The organism is Fusibacter paucivorans (assembly GCF_018390735.1).
Taxonomy (GTDB): Bacteria; Bacillota; Clostridia; order Peptostreptococcales; family Acidaminobacteraceae; genus Fusibacter; species Fusibacter paucivorans.
Map to the genome: position 1 here is coordinate 19,746 of NZ_JAHBCL010000018.1, position 18,198 is coordinate 37,943.

Consider the following 18,198-nt stretch of genomic DNA (forward strand, 5'->3'; position numbering starts at 1 on the left):
GAACCGTTACCCAAATTATACTATATTCAGCTTATTAAACAATACACGTATTTGATAATGATGATGTCTACACCGTTATGAAGGAGGCTGTAAAAATGACAACAGTAAAAACACAGTACGGCACCGTTCAAGGATTTCAAGAAGATGGACTTGTCAAATGGTTTGGGATTCCTTTTGCAAAACCTCCCATTGATGAACTTCGTTTTCGTAGAGCACAGCCATGTGAAAAATGGCAAGATACCAAGTTATGCCATAAGTTTGGTAATAAACCCTTTCAGTTTTATCCTTTTGAAGTTGGTGAAATTCCCGAAGCTTATAGGATTATTCCCGAAAGTGAAGATTGTTTAACCCTTAATATATGGCGCCCCGATCATGAACAAAAAAAGCTTCCCGTGATCGTATGGATCTATGGAGGCGCCTTCACTGTTGGCGAAAGCAGCGATGCGACTTATGACGGCAGTTCTTTCGCTGCCAATGACGTCATGTATGTCTCATTCAACTACCGCCTAGGACCACTTGGCTTTTATGACTTTTCACAATACGATGCTGAAAATTTTGATTCCAACTGCGGCCTATCTGATCAGATCATGGCGCTCAAGTGGATAAAGGCAAATATTGAAGCGTTTGGCGGCGATCCTGATAACATCACCATTTTTGGATCCAGCGCTGGTGGTGCCAGTGTTTGCCATCTTGTCGCAGCACCTGAGACTAAAGGCCTTTTCCAAAAAGCAATTGCGCAAAGCGCTGTCCCTGACTTCGGTCTCTCCAAAACTTCGCGTAAGCATAATGCGGACTTATTGCTGGAACAGTTAGAGCTCACGCCAGACACGATTGGCAATCTGCTTGATATGGACCTTACAGCAATTATCAAAGCCAATACCTTTGTTCACATCAATGGTTTTAGAAAATATCCCGGTATGTATCAACCTGGACCCGTTTTAGATGATTTGCTGCCAGAAGCGCCAGCAGATATTATCGCAAAAGGCAAGGCAAGCGATATAAAACTCATCATCGGCACCAATCGTGATGAAGGTAATTTATTTGTTTCACAAAAAAGTGTTTTCCCATACACTTGGGAAATGGTAGAAGCAATGTTCAAAGCCACTCACCGCGAAGCAGATCTTCCAAGACTTGTTGATCTCTATGCAAAAACAGAAAGTCCTGAAGAAAGACTTAACCAGTTTAACCGAGACCGTGCTTTTTCGATTCCATCGATCAAAATCGCCGACGCGCAAAGTCAATTCAACGACGTCTGGATGTATCGGTTTGATTATGCTCCGGCTGCATTAGCAAAATCAGGGCTAAATGCAACACATGGCTGTGAAGGTCCCATCGCACTCAATACCCTGAAATCTGTCGGCACATTGAGTATGATGTGGCATGGCACTCCAGAGGATGAAACACAGCAACTAATTCAGGAAATGCATACCGCATGGATCAACTTTGCGAAATACGGCGATCCAAACGGCAGTCTTCCAATAAAATGGGAAAAATACAATCAAGACAATCGCAAGACGCTTATTTTTGATTCAGAAACACATCTTGAAGCCGATCCAGAAAAAGAACATTTTGAGGTATGGTGCAATATCAAACTATACGACTAATCATCATTTCGTCAGACGTTTTCATCCAGTCGATCAATAGCTTCGATTATAACTGCATGCTTCACTTTATTTAAGACAACATTCTTAAAACCTTCATGTAATAGACGGGGATGTCTCGCACACTGCGAGGCATTCTTGTTTTTCAATGCCTTTGCTTGGACTTATTGTTACGCCCTGATCGTCATGACTGACGCCGAATGCACCTTACAAACCCTTAAATCAGTCATTAAACCTTAGATCTATACAAATCACTTAATCCAATGGGCACCCTCAGTCTTTTATCCCTGTTTTATACGTTAATGTTGACAATATGAGCAGATGCAATGTCAATGATCTCTATATGTATAAAAGACATGCCCTCCACATGGGAAGCATGTCTTTTTCTGGAGCCGGTAATGGGACTCGAACCCGCGACCTACTGATTACGATTCAGTTGCTCTACCAATTGAGCTATACCGGCACATACCGTGCATTAATACTATAGCAAGCACACTATCAAATGTCAAGAACCTTATGATAAAGGTATCCTTCTAAATTATCAAAATCACTTGAAGTCATGCCATCATAACTAAAATGGCTGAGAATTGACTGTAAAATAATCCCCCCGGCAATGATAATGTCTGCGCGATTCGGATCAAGTCCCGGGATCTTTCGACGTGTATCTAAATCAACTGTTTGCAGTTTCCGATTCATCATTTCTATCTGTGCTATACCGACCTTAAAGCCATGAATTCGCTCACGGTCATAAGTTTTAAGGGCAAGTGCCATTGCAGCAAACGTGGAGGCCGTCCCGCCAATGCCAACAGCAATCCGACTCTTCCGATGCTCGAAGGTCGACTTAAGCGGTATTAATTGTTTCGTCATATACGCTTCAAGGCCTTCTTTATCGGGTGTATCGCCTGCAAAGAACATATCCGTCATCCGTACCGCGCCGATATTTAAACTGATTTTTTCGGCGATTCCCTGCGCATTGCCAAGAATGAATTCGGTCGAACCGCCGCCAATATCAATGACGAGCAGTTCATCAATTTCACGTGTCACACCTTTCAAAACACCTAGATAACCAATTTCTGCCTCAACTTCACCTGAAAGCACTTCGATATCAATCGCAGTTGCTGCTTTTACCCGCTCGAGAAATAACGCTCGGTTACTTGCATCTCTAACAGCACTGGTCGCCATCGCAATCATTTGATTGACGCCCTGTGATTCAGCAACGGCTTTAAATGAAGCAATTGCTTCAATTGATGCCGCCATACGATCTTCAGCCAAAGCACCAGACGCATTGACGCCTTTGCCTAGGCGCGTTGTCTTTAATTGCTTCTCAGCATGGACAATTTGCCCTGTTATCACTTCACAGATTAACATTCGTATAGAATTCGATCCAATATCCAAAACAGCGTATTTCATCATGCCTCACTCATCCAAACCGTTAATAATATATATAATCTCATTGGCCTTAACCATTTTAAGCTTTTCCCTTGCAAGCTTTTCAATCGCTTCAGGCGTTTGAGCATACTCAAGCTCTAAGTTGAGCTTTTTCATATCCTTTTCAAGCGATTCTATTTCAGCGCGAAGTTCTGCCTGTGTCGCTTCATATGTCTGAAGCTTAATTTCCGACGTATATAAATTGTACACAAAATACCCCGAAAAAATGCACATCATCATTAAAATCAATATATTTCTTCGTATGAATGAACCTTTCTTGCGTTTCATATGCCTTCCGCTCCGTACCTAAGTTATTCAGCTTCTAAACGCTCTTCGGAAATGATCTTAAAGAGCATTTTGGCCATCTCCTTTGTGACATGTTCCTCTAATGCCAAAACTTCTATGGTCGTCTTGCGATTGCCAAATGTCATTTCTATTATATCACCGATTTTAACTTCTGTTCCTGGTTTTGCGATTTTTTTATTGACGGCAATGCGCCCTTGATCACACGCCTCTTTAGCAATGGTTCGCCTTTTAATAAGGCGCGCATTTTTAAGATATTTATCGATACGCATACTGGAACCCTCCATCTAACACTTTCTACTGATAATAAAACGGCGATCCGATTTACATCAGTCGCCCTAATCCTTTTTCAATGACTCTAAGCAGTTGCTCACTCATTCAGGTGCAACTTTTTATCCTTAAAATTAAGAAAAAGCAGCGTCGCTGCCTTTTCTTTATGATTACTTATTGACCATTTCCTTTAATGCTTTACCAGCTTTGAAAACTGGCGCTTTTGAAGCCGGAATGTCGATTGTTTCTTTAGGATTTCTAGGGTTTCTACCAGTTCTCGCTTTTCTTTCTCTAACATCAAAAGTACCGAAACCGACTAATTGAACTTTGCCGCTCTTTGCAAGTTCGTCTTCAACACTTTTCATGAAAGCATTTAAAGCTAATTCCGCATCTTTTTTGGTTAATCCTGATTTCTCAGCCATGCTTGCCACTAATTCAGCTTTATTCACGATAAAACCTCCTCTGAATATTATATAGTTGTTTTAACTATTACTAGTATACGTTGAAATTTCAACTTTTACAAGAGTTTTTCCCAAATAATTCACGAATTTTCCCATTTTTTTGCTTCCTGCCAAAATTGCTCCATCAATTCTAAATTATCATAAGAAAGTGGCTGATTTTCAACCTTCATGGCATCTTCAACAAAATTGAAGCGACGGATAAACTTTTCGTTGGCTTCATTTAGTGCAAGTTCAGTATCGATCTTCAATAATCTTCCAACATTGGCAACAATCATCATAAGATCTCCAATTTCTTCCATTTGATGACGGTGGTCACCCTCCAATATTGCATTTTCGAGTTCAGCAACCTCTTCTTTCACTTTTTCAAATGCTTTCATGGCGTCCTGCCAATCAAATCCTACAGCCGATGCCAACTTTTGTATTTTTTGCGACCGCATTAGTGACGGCATACTGAATGATACATTCGACATGGCATGTGTTTGCGTTGTCGCTTGCTTTTCCTTATTCTTAATAGCCTGCCAGTTCACCAAAACAGCTTCAGAAGTTTCGGCCGTCTCATTGCCAAAGACGTGCGGATGACGCCTGATCATCTTATCGCAAACAGCCTTCACAACATCTTCAAAACGATAATAGCCTTCCTCTTCCGCAATCGTCGTATGGAAGACGATTTGAAGCAAGACATCGCCTAGTTCATCCACAACCGCTTGATCATCCTCGTGTTCAACAGCGTGTTTCACTTCATAGGCTTCTTCAATGAGATACTTTGTCAGACTTTCGTGCGTCTGCTCGCGATCCCACGGACAGCCGTCTTCACTGCGCAATTCACGCATAACGCGAATCAGCCTTGCAATGTGATTGACCTCTCCGATGACTCCCGGTATGTACAAGCTCGTCAAGTGCGTATAGAGCGAATCGTCCCGATCCATTGCGTAAAGCGGCATTCGCTCAATTCGTTCTTGTCCCGGGACGCCGGCTGCACAGACAACGACAATTTCATGTTCATCCTCGTAGTAGTCTGCGAGTTTAATCTTTACTTCCGATGCTACTTTCTGGTCAAAGATTTGCAGTACAATCAAGTCTTGCCCAATGTAGAGCGTTTCCGGTGCAAATGTCAAAGCATCTTGAATTTGAAGTCCTTTCACCGGGTCGAGTTCAAGTGCCGTTATCATTGCATCAAGAAAGCTTGTACCGTGAATCACTTCGTAAACAATTGATTGTCGGCAGCAATAATCAATGAGCATTGAGACCGTTTTTTCTGCAACGTGAGCATTGCCCGGCACAGCGTATGTTATGGACTCCGTCTTCAGTTTTTCCGCTATTATCTTTACAATTTTCTCATATGTTTCTTCAAAGGTTGCCGCCGTTTCATAACAGTCATCAAAGCTTTCGAAAACCATTCCCTGTGATTGTAAATATGGTACCGTTGGATGTTCTGATGTTCTTAAATATACTTTCTCGCCCGTTGTCAAAGCCGCAATCGCAGCCATTGTTAAATGTGTTTCACCACCCGGCCCCATGCCTACAATTGTCAATTTGCCCATTTTCATCACCTTCCAATTATCTGTCGGCTGCACATCGCTGCAACCGTAAGTATTTATATTAAATATGATCACACTCTACTATACCATACTTGCCACCGCATAAAACACGCGTCTTTTAATAAAATAATCGCAACCTATCATAATCGCAAAATTCATCTGCACAATCTTTCTTAATATGAGGCACTTGAATCATTACGTCATATATTAAAAAGAGGTCAACACAAGGTTGACCTCCACTGTTATTGCAGCATTATTTTGAACTACTGTCAGTTGAAGCATCATCTGAAGCATCTTCATCCGGTGTCGTTTCATCAGAAGCACCCTCCGCTGGGGTTTCCGTTTCTGATTTAACTTTATCCATAAACGTTTCAATGGTTGCAGATGCTTTTAACTCATCCATTTTATTGGCATAATAATCATCAAATAGATCTGATTTGATCTGATCTTTATAGGTGTTGACAACATCTTCACCCTCACCATCAGCGATCATGCTGTTAACAGTCTTAATATCGTCAACTTTGATAATATGATAACCATAGTCAGATTGAACCGGATCGCTCACTTCACCAATCGGCAGGTTAAATGCAACATCTTCAAATTCCGGCACCATGACGCCGCGTGCAAAATAACCCAAGCTGCCGCCCTCGCTTGCAGAACCGGGATCTGTGGAATATTCCTTCGCCAAGTCGCCAAACTCTTCACCAGTTTTAAGTTTTTCTTCAACGAGCTGTGCCGTTAAATCGTCATCAACGAGGATATGGCTTGCAGAAACCTGTACGGCATAATTTTCATACATCGCATCTAAATTATCGGAATCAGCATCAATGCTTTCGTTAATTAGCCTGGAGAATTCTGCTCTGACAAGGCCGCCCTCCACTTGATCTTTTAAGAATGTATCATCGACGCCAATCGATTCATAAAGCGCCTTTGTATCAGCATCTTCTGACAGCGACGCATTGAGGTCTTCAAGATTTTTTGTCACTTCCTCCTGATCAACGGTAAAACCGGTTGATAGGACATAAGCTTTCAACAGCGAATCTTGAACCAGCATCTCAACAATATCTTCTTTTAAAATATCGCCAAATTTTACACCGTCAAATTCGCGGTCAAGGACATCATCACCATAATTTTGTTTATAGGCATTTTCATACATTTTATAGAAAATGTTATACGTGTCAAGCGTGATCACGGTGTCATTGACAACAGCCACCGCATTCTCAGTATCAATTGCCGGACTGTCGTTATCCGTGGAACCACTGGAACATCCTGCCAAAAGCATCGCTACAACCAGCATTACTACTAATAATCTCTTCATCATTGCCATGTTATTATCTCCTTAATTAAATTAATACCCAGAATGCAAACGGCGTTAAACGCCTTCTCTTATCCGCATCGTTGACGCGTATGCCGCACCATCTCACAATTGCTCTGGTACAACACTCTTTCTCTATGATACACATACTAACTTAAATAGTCACTATAAAAACTATATATGCTTTCAATAAATTTTTCAAGCATTGTTAATTGTTCTTCTTTATTTCTTAATCTGTTTGTAATTTTGATTTTGATGCTAAGGGGTACGCCGGCAAAGACACTGGCGACGTCTCCCTTTTCAGCCATGACCTTCGCGAGAAACAATGGACTCACCACGGCATCTTTATGATATTTCAAGACAAAGTGTCGTTCTGCTTCTGAAACTTCATCAATTTGCATCTCTTCACACAAATACTTGATAAAGGCAATACGCATCAAATTCACAATTGATGTCGGCACCGTTCCAAATCGGTCTTCGATCTCTTCGTACAAGCCATCACATGCCTGGCGCGAATCCAGTGCGGCAATTTTCTTATAGATTTCAATTTTAACCTGATGATTACTGATATAGGCTTCAGGAATGTAGGCATTGGCTGCAATATCCACTTTTGCTTCACGGCGTTCCGAAACGATTTCGCCTTTTTTACGCAACATGCTCTCTTCCAGCAATTTCACATACAAATCGTAGCCGATTGCTTCCATATGACCGTGCTGCTGTGTACCAAGTACATTCCCAGACCCCCTGATTTCCAAATCTCTCATGGCAATTTTAAACCCGGCACCCAATTCTGTAAATTCTTTAATGGCCCTTAATCGTTTTTCTGCAATTTCGCTAAGCACCTTATTGGCCTGATAAAAAATATAGCAGTATGCCAGACGATTGCTTCGTCCAACGCGCCCTCTAAGCTGGTAGAGCTGGGAGAGTCCATATTTATCACCGTCATTAATGATAATCGTATTGACGTTTGCAATGTCAAGACCGGTTTCAATAATGGTCGTTGATACCAACACATTGAATTCATTGTTCATAAAATCCAGCATAATGCGTTCAAGCCGATGTTCATTCATCTGACCGTGTGCAAATTGAACTTTCGCATCTGGGACCAGTTCTGATATCTGTGCCGCCACCTGATCAATATCTGCAATGCGGTTATGGACAAAATACACTTGTCCACCGCGTTCGAGCTCCCGAATAATCGCTTCTCGCATCAAATAAGCATCATATTCGACGACATAGGTCTGAATCGGGTAACGATCCTCCGGCGGATCTTCGATGACACTCATGTCGCGAATGCCGATCATAGACATATGAAGCGTACGGGGAATTGGTGTCGCCGAGAGTGACAGCACATCTATCTGTTCTTTCAGCATCTTGATTTTCTCCTTGTGCTTCACGCCAAACCGCTGCTCTTCATCAATAATCAAGAGCCCCAAATCTTTAAAGATGACGTCACTAGACAGTAGTCGATGCGTCCCGATAATGACATCAACCACACCGGAGCGAATATCCTCAATAATCTTATCCTGCTCTTTTTTTGATCGGAAGCGCGAAAGCATCTCAATTTTAGCGGGGTATTTTGAAAAACGCTCCACTGTATTGTTGTAATGCTGCTGCGCCAAGATTGTCGTCGGTACGAGAATGGCAACCTGTTTTGAATTTAAAACGCCCTTAAAAGCAGCGCGAAGCGCAACCTCCGTCTTGCCGTAGCCGACATCGCCGCAGAGCAAGCGCTCCATCGGATTTCCCTTCTCCATGTCGCTTTTAATCTCTTCAATACATTTAAGTTGATCTCGCGTCTCCTGATAAGGGAACATGCTTTCGAATTCGCGCTGCCACTCGTTATCTGGATCAAAGGCATATCCTTTGCGGCTCTTTCTCGCCGCATAGAGCTCAATCAGTTCATCCGTCATGTCTTCAATGGCTTTTTTGGCGCGGTTCTTTGTTTTTTTCCACTCATTGCCGCCAAGTCGATTGAGTTTTAGTTTCTCGCGGTCCGTCCCCATATATTTTTGGACGAGACCAGCACTTTCAACCGGTATATAGAGAAAGTCATCCCCAGCATATTTGATTTTCAGAAAATCTTTTTTCGATTGATCAATCTTTAATTGTTCAACACCTAAATATTGACCAATCCCATGACTTTCATGCACAATGTAATCGCCGACAGAGAGTTCGGAAAAAGCTTTGATCACCTTGGCATTCGATAGTTTCTTGCGTTTGATACGCTTGCCTTCACCAAAAATTTCATGCTCTGTCATTAGTATGGCTTTAAAAGTATCGATCATAAAGCCCTGTCCTGCAACGCCTACCATTGCAATAGCCTGACCGCTCATAATATTGGCCTGTGATGTATCTGTATCGACGATCACGTCAAAATCACGCATTTGATCGACAAAACGCCTCAGGCGCTCATCGTCATTAAAGACAATGCCTATATGGTAACCCTTTAATTTCCAATTTCTGAGGTCCATTGCGAGCTGATCAAATTTTCCAAAGTACTTGGTTAGTTCTCTGGACGACAGTTTAATAATTTGTTCCGGTGCAAAATATTCCAACGTCTTAATTAGGTGCTCGGAAATGAGCAGTTGCTCACGCTTTAAACGGATCATTATTTCTGCGTACTCATAAACGCGGCCATACTGTTCCGCTACAACTTCGCCGCGTTCAAGATAATCGCTGAACTGACGGCTGTAAGCGTCAATGTATTGTTTAAGTCTCAGCAGGTTTTGATTATTCCCGACGAGAATCACAATCGGTGTATTCAGATAGTCCAGCAAGCTGTCCGATTTTTCATAAAATAAAGAATAATAGCGGTCAATCCCCTCGACATAGGTGCGCTCTTGGATTTGTTCCAGCATCGCCTCGAGCTTTTCACGCCGATTGCGCTTTTGATTTTTCATCAGTGCACGCAATGTAAGAATGGCACGCTCAATACGCATGTCGTCTAAAATCAGTTCCGTACACGGATATATTCGAATCGCTTTAAACTTCTCAACAGAAGTTTGCGTTTCAATGTCAAAAGTCCGAATCGAATCCACTTCATCACCAAAGAGTTCAATGCGGTACGGCAACTCGGCCAATGTCGAATAAATATCGACAATCCCGCCTCTAATGCTGTACTGTCCCTTGCTTTCAACAATCTCAACTCTCTCATACCCATAGGCAAAGAGCTTGGCGCGAAGCGCTTCCAACGGCAGCGGATTATCCATATCAATATCAATATGCTGACGTTTGAGCACTTCTTTTGGCGGATATTTGTACGCGAGGTTGTTGACAGAAGCACAAACAACTTTCGGCGCCTCGTCAATCATGCCAAGCAGCGTTTCAATGCGTTCATGCGCAATATCATGAGAATGAGCCAATGTATCAAACCACACCATTTCACGCGTCATCAGCAAACGTGAATCGGCAATGTGTTCCTGAGCAGCACGCGCCTTTTGTTCATCTTCAAAAAGCAGCAGTACATCTCTTTCAAGATTCTTTGAAAGGCGCTGTGCAATCCACTGCATCACAAAAATATCCGTTCCATGCACGAGGATCGGATTTATTTTTTCGTCTATACTCTTTTCAATTTCAATATACTCTCTGGAATGTTCAAAGAGATTGATCAGCTGCTGCATAATTGCCTTCCTTATATTATCCGTTAAACTGATTCATGGCTCCGTCGACATTGCCGTCAACGATCAGTGCGATGGCTTTGCCTGCACGCTCGAGTGTCAATGCCATTTCAGCCCGCTCGTCCTTACTAAAACGATTGAGTACGAAATCTCTTAAATCGCCTCTTTCGGGACTGCCAATACCAATACGTATTCTCGGGAATCCATCGGTTTGCAATAGATATATAATATTGCGCATACCATTATGCGTGCCGGCACTGCCTTTTTTACGAATTCTTAGTTTGCCGAATGCCGTATCGATATCATCATAAAGAACAATGAGCTTTGTTTCATCCACTTTATAAAAATGCATCACCTCACGCACCGATTCACCGCTGAGATTCATAAAGGTCTGCGGTTTAACCAAAACAACCTTCTCGCTGCCAATAAAACCTTCGCCGATAAGCGCTTTGAATTTTATTTTATCTACTTTTATACCGTGTGCTTCCGCTAGCTGATCTAATAGTTCAAACCCGACGTTATGTCTGGTGCCTGCGTACTTTTTCCCCGGATTTCCTAAACCAACAATAATGTACATGCATTTCTCCTTTTTAAGCAACATTCATTATATCATAAAAAAAGTGTTTTCTCATTAAAAAGCAAAACAGCACGTTTTAAGCCTCACCTCAAAACGTACTGTTCATCATTTTTACATGACGGTCTAATCAAAGAGTTTGCTGACAGAATCATTATTGAAGATTCTTCGAATCGATTCTGCAAATATTGGCGCTACAGACAAGGTTGTAATATTATCCAGCGATCGCATCTCATCAGAGAGATCAATGGTGTCAAGTACCACGAGTTCTTTGATGATCGATTCCTTAATGCGCGTCAATGCCGGTCCCGAAAAGACACCATGCGTACAACATGCGTACACATCTTTTGCACCAAGTTCTCTCAGCGCTTTCGCCGCATTGACAATCGTACCTGCCGTATCAATCATATCGTCAATAAGAATAACATTCTTACCGTTAATATCACCAATAATATTCATGATTTCAGAGACATTGGCCATGGGTCTGCGCTTATCTACGATCGCAATAGGCGCACCCAGTTTGTAGGAAAAATCTCTTGTACGCGTCACACTGCCAAGATCTGGCGACACGACGACGAGATCTTCAATATTAAGGCTCTTAAAATATTCTGCCAGAATCGGAACCCCAATCAGGTGATCAAGGGGAATATCAAAGTAACCTTGGATTTGTGAGGCGTGTAGATCCATTGTCAATACACGGTCGGCGCCAGCAGCTGTAATAAGATTGGCAACCAGTTTCGCCGATATTGGATCTCTTGCCTTTGCCTTTCTGTCTTGACGCGCATAGCCATAGTACGGCACGACTGCCGTAATGCGTCCAGCGGATGCACGTTTCAACGCATCGATGGTGATCAAGAGCTCCATTAGGTAGTCATTGACATGTGGTATTGAAAAAGACTGAACGACAAAGACGTCGACACCTCTCACGGTTTCATTGATGTTGACGGAAATTTCGCCGTCGCTAAAAGTCTTAACCACGCTGTCTCCCAAAGGAATGCCCAGCTCACCGCATATCGCTTTCGCGAGATCATGGTTCGCATTGCCCGAAAAGACCTTTATCCTTTTCCCCTTTGTATGCATTACTGCCTCCTACATTATTTTTGATATTTCGAAGACCAATTGGCCTTGTTTTCCTGTCTCGCACGCGCAATTGCCAAATTCTTCGGCGGCACGTCTTTTGTAATCGTCGATCCTGCTGCAATATAGGCGCCATCGCCAATGGTTACAGGCGAAATCAAATTACTATTACACCCAATAAACGAATCATCACCTACAGTAGAGATATGTTTTTTGCTACCATCATAATTGACAAAGACAACGCCGCATCCGATATTGACGCGTTTGCCCACAACGCTGTCTCCCACATAAGTCAGATGAGATATTTTCGTATCATCACCGATGGTACTGTTTTTGACTTCAACAAAATCACCAATTTTAACAGCTTTGCCAACGACAGACTTCGGTCTCAAGTAAGCGTATGGCCCAATATTAGAAGCATCACCAACTGATGATTCAATCAGCGTCGAATGTTTGACGGAGACCCCATCGCCAATCTTCGTATCAGCAATATCCGCATCAGGCCCAATAATACAGTCTTCGCCGATTGTCGTTTTACCTTTTAGTATCGTTCCCGGATAGATGGTTGTATCCATGCCGATGGTAACGGACTTACCAATCGTTGTCGCCTCAGGGTTAATAATCGTAACACCATTCATTTGATGCTTTTTGATAATCACACGCTGCAAATAGCCTTCGGCCTGTGCCAGCTGCATGCGATCATTTACACCCATCAGCGAATCCGGCTGATCAGAAACATAGGCACCAATCGCCATGCCTTTTCCAGAAAGGTATTCAAAAACATCGGTCAAATAGTATTCACCTTGTGCATTTTCATTTCTGAGCGCCTCAAGGCCTTCACTTAGCGCCGATGCTTTAAACAGGCAAATGCCTGAATTTATTTCAGTTATCAGCAATTCCGATGCATTTGCCTCTTTTTGTTCAACAATGCGATAGAAATCACCTGCGTTATTGCGAACGATACGGCCATATCCAGTAGGATTAGGCAGTACAGTAGAAATCAAGGAAGCGGCAAAATGATTGGCGCTGTGATAAGCGACAAAAGCATTGAGCGTTTCAATATCAATCAGCGGTGTATCACCATAGAGTACGAGAACATCACCACTGCCAAAATAGGATGCGGCCATTTTAACAGCATGACCTGTACCCAATTGTTCTGCCTGAACAACTTGCTTCACGTGCTTCTGATCAAGCAGCGGCATTAGCTGTTCACGTTCATGTCCAATGATGCAAACTGTCTCTTTGCTATTGAGTTGTTGTGCCAAATCAATGACGTGCTCAAGCATTGGCGTTCCACATACGGTGTGCAGCACTTTATGCTTTTTTGACTTCATGCGCTTGCCATGGCCTGCCGCCAAGATGAGCGTTACCAATTCATTCATCCGCTTCTCCTTATCATTTGTTTTACCACCGACGATTATATCACTTTTCACAAAAAAAACAAACCAAATTTGATGTTTTTGACTGGTATATTGTATAAAATATTCATTGCAAAACAATTATTCGTGATCTCATTATCATTTGCTGATCATCTCATTTGCGTTGCATTTCATTCATTGAAAAAGGCTGTTCTCAAAAAGAGATCAGCCCCAGGATTAATTACCCTTGATACCATTGTTTCACGCCTTATCGTCAACGGCAGAAACTGCGTTCACTTAACCTTCGAAGTATTCGTCTTCATCAACACCGGACGCCTTTGCCTTTTCGTACTCAGCAAAGATAATATCCTGAATCATCGTTCTCGTCTCTTGATTAATTGGATGTGCGATGTCCCGATAGTCTGATTCCCCAACCTTCCGACTCGGCATGGCGACAAATAATCCGTTTTGACCTTCGATTACCTTTATATCGTGTACCACAAAGGCATCATCAAACGTCAAAGAAACAACGGCTTTCATTTTCCCCTCTTCCCTCAGCTTGCGAATTCTTACATCCGTAATATTCATCATGATTTCCCCCCTACTTATGCTGTGTATTATTTAATATTCGCTGTTTCTATTAAAAATCCTTCTTTTTTCCCAAATTATTTTAAGAATTTTCAGCTTATTACAGATTTTCGTAATTAGGATGGACAATGATCTCCCCTTGATCGTCAATGTCCTCATATTTTATCAACGACAGATACGCGTCCACAAGCTTTTTCGACGGCGTTACCGTCTCCAGCAGTACGCAGACGCCGGCAACGCGGCAATCAAGTTCCTTGACGAGCTGCATCATCCCCTTGGCTGTACCCCCAGCCTTCATGAAGTCGTCAACAATCAGTACGTTGGAATCCTTTTTAATCGCGTTTTTAGAAATATACATTGTCGATAAATTGCCTGTGGAACCTGAAATATAGTTAATGCTTATTTTGGATCCCTCTGTGACTTTGTTCTCGTGTCTAACGATAACAAGCGGCACATTCAGTCCTCTCGCCGTCATCATGGCAATGGGAATCCCCTTCGTCTCTACCGTCAAGACATAATCGATGTAATTATGGTCATCGGAAAACTTTTCTGCAAAAATATCGCCGATGCCTTTTGTATAAGCAGGATTATACAATATATCCGCCATGTACAGATAATTTCCCGGCATAATGCGTTCAGGCTTTTTTATGTCATTGCATATCTGCTCAATTAAATTGATTTTGTCCTCTTTTCCCATCATTGGGACAAACTTGGCGCCCCCTGCAGCGCCTGCAATCGTAACAACCTTCCCTAGAGAAAGTTCCTCCATAATTTTCTTCACAATAACAAGGTCTTCACTAATAGTCGATTTTGCTGAATTGAACATATTCGTGAAGTAGTTTAATGTAAAGACCTTGTTTGGTGAATCACATAGAATTTTGACGATTGCCCCAATTCGTTCGTTCCGTTTTAATTTGCTCACGTTATCACTCTCCGAATATTTATTGTGTATAATTATAATTTTATTCGTTTTTAGCCAATTCTTCAATACCTTTTCATTTTTTTATTTCATGTTTTTTAAAATATGGTATAATCATTATGACTTTTAGAGAACCGAGGTAATCCTATGATTGATATAAACGCCATCACAAATGTGCACTTTATTGGCATTGGTGGTGTCAGCAACAGTGCCATTGCTGAGATTTTAAATCACAATGGCTACCATGTCAGCGGGTCTGATCTCAATACTTCAACATTAACGAAAAGACTTGCTGACAAAGGCATCGTCATTTATCGCGGACATGCCGAAGAAAATGTGCAGGGCGCAGAGCTCGTCGTCTATACAGCCGCTGTAAGCGATGACAATCCGGAACTTCAATATGCAATGACCAATAATATTCCATGTCTTAGCCGCGCCGAAATGCTCGGTCAGCTCATGCTTGGCTATGAAAAAACCATTGCCATCTCAGGAACCCATGGCAAGACGACGACGACTTCCATGCTTACACGCATTTTTAACGATCCCACTTATGATCCGACATCTTTGATTGGCGGTGACTTCGCCGACATTGGCAGTAATGTTCGAATCGGAAAAGGTGAGATTTTTATCACAGAAGCTTGTGAATATAAGGAAAGCTTTTTATCATTTTACCCCTCTATTGGTATTGTTCTAAATGTCGATGAAGATCATTTAGATTATTACCGAGATCTCGACCATATCGCAAGTGCCTTTGTGAAATTCGCAGGTAATATCCGCGAAGACGGGCTTTTAGTCATTAACGGTGACGACTTCAATGCACGAAAGGTACGGGCGGCTTATACAGGCAAATGTCTTACCTACGGCATCACTTTGGCATGTGATTTCACGGCAAAGAATATCATTTACAATAACTATGGCTATCCAACTTTTGACATTTACAATGGGGATACTTTTATCACCAAGATAAGTCTATCCATTCCGGGACAACACAATATCTATAATGCACTGGCGGCTTTTACTGCCGCCACACAGCTAACATCAGATATTGAAGCCATCGTCACAAGACTCGCTTCTTTCCGAAACGCCAATCGCCGGTTTGAACACATTGGTGAAGCGGAAGGCGTTTTGCTGGTAGATGATTATGCGCACCATCCAATGGAGATTAAAGCAACCCTTGATGCCGCCGCCAGAATGGCTAGTGTCAAACGCATTCGCGTTGCCTTTCAGCCACATACGTATTCACGAACCAAAGAATTGCTGCACGCCTTTTCTGGCGCCTTCACAAATGCCGACGAAGTCATCGTGACAGATATCTACGCTGCACGTGAGAAAGATCCCGGTGATATTCATGCAAGAGATCTTGTGAAAGCACTTCAGGCAGAGGGTGTTAACGCACTTTACCTCGAAACTTTCGAAGCCATTGAAGCTCATTTTTTAAAAACTGCTGTAGCCGGCGATCTTATTATGTCCGTTGGCGCCGGTGATATTTATAAGGTCACACACACTTTAGCGCATCAATGGGGCGCTTCATAAGCAGGCAAGTCTTTAACAACAGCACACACAAGCACACCTAACAACAAAAGCTTATGTTTCATGGGTTAACACCCATCAAACATAAGCTTTTTATATGACTGTGATCAATTGTTTTCGCTTTTTTCTGCTATTGCAGGCGCGGATTACTGCGGTGTCTGTTCTGAACTGTTCCCCGCCGTATCAGTTCCTTCGCCATTATTCGCATCTACGCCGTACAGACCGTACATCAGCGTTTCAAGTTCAGCCGGATCATGAATCCAATAACTCAGACCATTCATCATCTTATCCGTCCCCGCGACAGTGTGGAATATAATATCGTCACCTTCCATGCTCGCAGCCTGAATCGCATACCCAAGCGCCGTTTCCAGCGTCATATCGGTTTTAATGTATTTCATCGCCGTATTGATGACCGTTGGCAGTTTTGAAGACAGCGCCTTCTTCAGCATCGACTTAACAAATGTTTGCTGTCTTGAAACGCGCTGAATGTCCCCTTCTGAATGTGAGCCATCGTTATTTTTCCGCCAGCGCAAATATTTGACTGTTTCTGCACCGCTCAAGTGATGACTGCCCTTTGCAAAATGAATATGCAACGGCGGATTATCCCATTCGTCATCATAGTCCATATCAAAAGGAACATTGACATCATAGCCGCCGAGCACATCGACAATTGCCGCAACCGCTTTAAAGTCTATGCGTACATAATAATCAACCGGGACGCCGAAAAACGCTGCCAGGTAGTTCTTCATCCCTGTACTGCCGCCAACTTCTTTCATCCCATATACGGCATTAATCTTTTTCTGTGTTGGATCATTAAAGCCTTCAATTGGATAATAGGTATCTCTCGGAACTGAAATAACATCCATTGCTGCTGTATCAGGATCAAAACTGATGAGCATCATGGTATCCGCTAACCCGTCGTTGAGACCAAATGCGATGATGTTAATTCTATTTGAAGCATCTGCTAATTTTTCGAGTTCCGTGCGATTATCCACTTCGACAGGTTCCTCCGGCTCTGTTGACACAGGCACTTCCGTTGATACCGGCTTGTCAATAGATGCCGTTTGAATAAGCTCATTTTCATAATATTTGTCCAGTGCAAAATATGCACCTGTAAACATTGCCGTGAACGCGACAAATGCCAAAATAAAAATTCTCAGGTATACTCTCAAAGGTATTTCTCCTCTTCGTTTCAATAATTGCCTACATTCTATCACAAATTCTTTACAAGAAATTATTCGTTTTGGTTACAATTCTATTACAGGATACCATCTGTAGCCACTGTTCAATGTAATAGACTTTCTAAAAAAAAGCCGAATGCCATCAACCAGACAGCAATGCCAATCGGACCAATTGCATCGCTGAGAGAATCTTTGGCATCGTCCTCACGATAACGTCTCTGTGTAAAAAAATCAAACCGCTTTCCAGGTGAGCCAACCATATAGTAAATGGCAACCAACATCATCATGACTGCTGCAATCAGCGTTAACACATACGCTCCTGATAAAAATCCCCATCCAAAGATGAGGCCAATCACACCGCCAAGCGCTAAAGCACCTGCTGTTAATGCAGCCGTTATCTTCAACCATCTCAACATCGATTCTTTCATCACGCCT

16 protein-coding genes and 1 tRNA gene are annotated in these 18,198 nt (G+C 42.4%); 2 read left to right on the plus strand and 15 right to left on the minus strand.

Features of this window, described 5'->3' with window-relative positions; translation table 11 throughout:
• Nucleotides 1-95 precede the first annotated feature (95 nt).
• Nucleotides 96-1,604: a carboxylesterase/lipase family protein gene (locus KHM83_RS11195; protein WP_213237108.1), complete on the plus strand. Its 1,509-nt coding sequence runs from the start codon at nucleotides 96-98 to the stop codon at nucleotides 1,602-1,604.
• 384 nt (nucleotides 1,605-1,988) lie between these two features.
• On the opposite strand, the gene KHM83_RS11200 is transcribed toward KHM83_RS11195, so the two are convergent.
• From KHM83_RS11200 to purR, 13 genes are all read right to left on the minus strand, one after another.
• Nucleotides 1,989-2,064, minus strand: a tRNA-Thr gene (locus tag KHM83_RS11200).
• Between the two features lie 35 nt (nucleotides 2,065-2,099).
• Nucleotides 2,100-3,014 carry a Ppx/GppA phosphatase family protein gene (locus tag KHM83_RS11205; protein ID WP_213237109.1) on the minus strand — a complete coding sequence of 305 codons (915 nt, stop codon included), beginning with the start codon at nucleotides 3,012-3,014 and terminating at the stop codon, nucleotides 2,100-2,102.
• 3 nt (nucleotides 3,015-3,017) lie between these two features.
• The gene (locus tag KHM83_RS11210; RefSeq protein WP_213237110.1) at nucleotides 3,018-3,317 is read right to left on the minus strand and encodes an FtsB family cell division protein; all 300 of its coding nucleotides are present in this window, start codon (nucleotides 3,315-3,317) and stop codon (nucleotides 3,018-3,020) included.
• 23 nt (nucleotides 3,318-3,340) lie between these two features.
• Nucleotides 3,341-3,604 (minus strand): RNA-binding S4 domain-containing protein, encoded by a 264-nt coding sequence (locus KHM83_RS11215; protein ID WP_213237111.1) that lies wholly within the window; start codon nucleotides 3,602-3,604, stop codon nucleotides 3,341-3,343.
• A gap of 168 nt (nucleotides 3,605-3,772) precedes the next feature.
• Nucleotides 3,773-4,051, minus strand: coding sequence for an HU family DNA-binding protein (locus KHM83_RS11220; protein ID WP_213237112.1), 279 nt, complete (start codon nucleotides 4,049-4,051; stop codon nucleotides 3,773-3,775).
• A 92-nt stretch (nucleotides 4,052-4,143) separates the two neighbouring features.
• Nucleotides 4,144-5,604, minus strand: coding sequence for a bifunctional methyltransferase/pyrophosphohydrolase YabN (yabN, locus tag KHM83_RS11225; protein WP_213237113.1), 1,461 nt, complete (start codon nucleotides 5,602-5,604; stop codon nucleotides 4,144-4,146).
• Between the two features lie 250 nt (nucleotides 5,605-5,854).
• Nucleotides 5,855-6,928, minus strand: coding sequence for a peptidylprolyl isomerase (locus KHM83_RS19870; protein WP_281415052.1), 1,074 nt, complete (start codon nucleotides 6,926-6,928; stop codon nucleotides 5,855-5,857).
• Between the two features lie 137 nt (nucleotides 6,929-7,065).
• Entirely contained in the window at nucleotides 7,066-10,539 is a 3,474-nt protein-coding gene (mfd, locus tag KHM83_RS11235; RefSeq protein ID WP_213237114.1) for a transcription-repair coupling factor, read from the minus strand.
• 16 nt (nucleotides 10,540-10,555) lie between these two features.
• A complete protein-coding gene (gene pth, locus KHM83_RS11240; protein ID WP_213237115.1) occupies nucleotides 10,556-11,113 on the minus strand; it encodes an aminoacyl-tRNA hydrolase in 558 nt (185 codons plus the stop codon).
• 123 nt (nucleotides 11,114-11,236) lie between these two features.
• Nucleotides 11,237-12,190 carry a ribose-phosphate pyrophosphokinase gene (locus KHM83_RS11245; protein WP_213237116.1) on the minus strand — a complete coding sequence of 318 codons (954 nt, stop codon included), beginning with the start codon at nucleotides 12,188-12,190 and terminating at the stop codon, nucleotides 11,237-11,239.
• A gap of 14 nt (nucleotides 12,191-12,204) precedes the next feature.
• Complete coding sequence (gene glmU, locus KHM83_RS11250) at nucleotides 12,205-13,569, minus strand: bifunctional UDP-N-acetylglucosamine diphosphorylase/glucosamine-1-phosphate N-acetyltransferase GlmU (RefSeq protein ID WP_213237117.1); 1,365 nt, start codon at nucleotides 13,567-13,569, stop codon at nucleotides 12,205-12,207.
• Between the two features lie 273 nt (nucleotides 13,570-13,842).
• The gene (gene spoVG, locus KHM83_RS11255) at nucleotides 13,843-14,133 is read right to left on the minus strand and encodes a septation regulator SpoVG (RefSeq protein ID WP_213237171.1); all 291 of its coding nucleotides are present in this window, start codon (nucleotides 14,131-14,133) and stop codon (nucleotides 13,843-13,845) included.
• Nucleotides 14,134-14,233: 100 nt separating this feature from the next.
• Entirely contained in the window at nucleotides 14,234-15,055 is an 822-nt protein-coding gene (purR, locus tag KHM83_RS11260; protein ID WP_213237118.1) for a pur operon repressor, read from the minus strand.
• Between the two features lie 144 nt (nucleotides 15,056-15,199).
• Between purR and murC the strand changes: the two genes are divergently transcribed.
• On the plus strand, nucleotides 15,200-16,585 hold the full coding sequence (gene murC, locus KHM83_RS11265) for a UDP-N-acetylmuramate--L-alanine ligase (protein ID WP_213237119.1): 1,386 nt from the start codon (nucleotides 15,200-15,202) through the stop codon (nucleotides 16,583-16,585).
• Nucleotides 16,586-16,728: 143 nt separating this feature from the next.
• Here murC and KHM83_RS11270 read toward each other — a convergent pair whose 3' ends face one another.
• Nucleotides 16,729-17,754: an LCP family protein gene (locus KHM83_RS11270; protein WP_213237120.1), complete on the minus strand. Its 1,026-nt coding sequence runs from the start codon at nucleotides 17,752-17,754 to the stop codon at nucleotides 16,729-16,731.
• A 113-nt stretch (nucleotides 17,755-17,867) separates the two neighbouring features.
• Nucleotides 17,868-18,191 carry a hypothetical protein gene (locus KHM83_RS11275; RefSeq protein WP_213237121.1) on the minus strand — a complete coding sequence of 108 codons (324 nt, stop codon included), beginning with the start codon at nucleotides 18,189-18,191 and terminating at the stop codon, nucleotides 17,868-17,870.
• Between the last annotated feature and the right edge of the window lie 7 nt (nucleotides 18,192-18,198).

What these genes read in the sequence shown, in the direction of transcription:
- KHM83_RS19870 (WP_281415052.1), bottom strand. Translation starts at nt 6,928, where the DNA reads ATGGCAATGATGAAGAGATTATTAGTAGTAATGCTGGTTGTAGCGATG.
- KHM83_RS11210 (WP_213237110.1), bottom strand. Translation starts at nt 3,317, where the DNA reads ATGAAACGCAAGAAAGGTTCATTCATACGAAGAAATATATTGATTTTA.
- KHM83_RS11195 (WP_213237108.1), top strand. Translation starts at nt 96, where the DNA reads ATGACAACAGTAAAAACACAGTACGGCACCGTTCAAGGATTTCAAGAA.
- spoVG (WP_213237171.1), bottom strand. Translation starts at nt 14,133, where the DNA reads ATGAATATTACGGATGTAAGAATTCGCAAGCTGAGGGAAGAGGGGAAA.
- KHM83_RS11275 (WP_213237121.1), bottom strand. Translation starts at nt 18,191, where the DNA reads ATGAAAGAATCGATGTTGAGATGGTTGAAGATAACGGCTGCATTAACA.
- murC (WP_213237119.1), top strand. Translation starts at nt 15,200, where the DNA reads ATGATTGATATAAACGCCATCACAAATGTGCACTTTATTGGCATTGGT.
- yabN (WP_213237113.1), bottom strand. Translation starts at nt 5,604, where the DNA reads ATGGGCAAATTGACAATTGTAGGCATGGGGCCGGGTGGTGAAACACAT.
- KHM83_RS11245 (WP_213237116.1), bottom strand. Translation starts at nt 12,190, where the DNA reads ATGCATACAAAGGGGAAAAGGATAAAGGTCTTTTCGGGCAATGCGAAC.
- glmU (WP_213237117.1), bottom strand. Translation starts at nt 13,569, where the DNA reads ATGAATGAATTGGTAACGCTCATCTTGGCGGCAGGCCATGGCAAGCGC.
- KHM83_RS11205 (WP_213237109.1), bottom strand. Translation starts at nt 3,014, where the DNA reads ATGATGAAATACGCTGTTTTGGATATTGGATCGAATTCTATACGAATG.
- pth (WP_213237115.1), bottom strand. Translation starts at nt 11,113, where the DNA reads ATGTACATTATTGTTGGTTTAGGAAATCCGGGGAAAAAGTACGCAGGC.
- KHM83_RS11215 (WP_213237111.1), bottom strand. Translation starts at nt 3,604, where the DNA reads ATGCGTATCGATAAATATCTTAAAAATGCGCGCCTTATTAAAAGGCGA.
- mfd (WP_213237114.1), bottom strand. Translation starts at nt 10,539, where the DNA reads ATGCAGCAGCTGATCAATCTCTTTGAACATTCCAGAGAGTATATTGAA.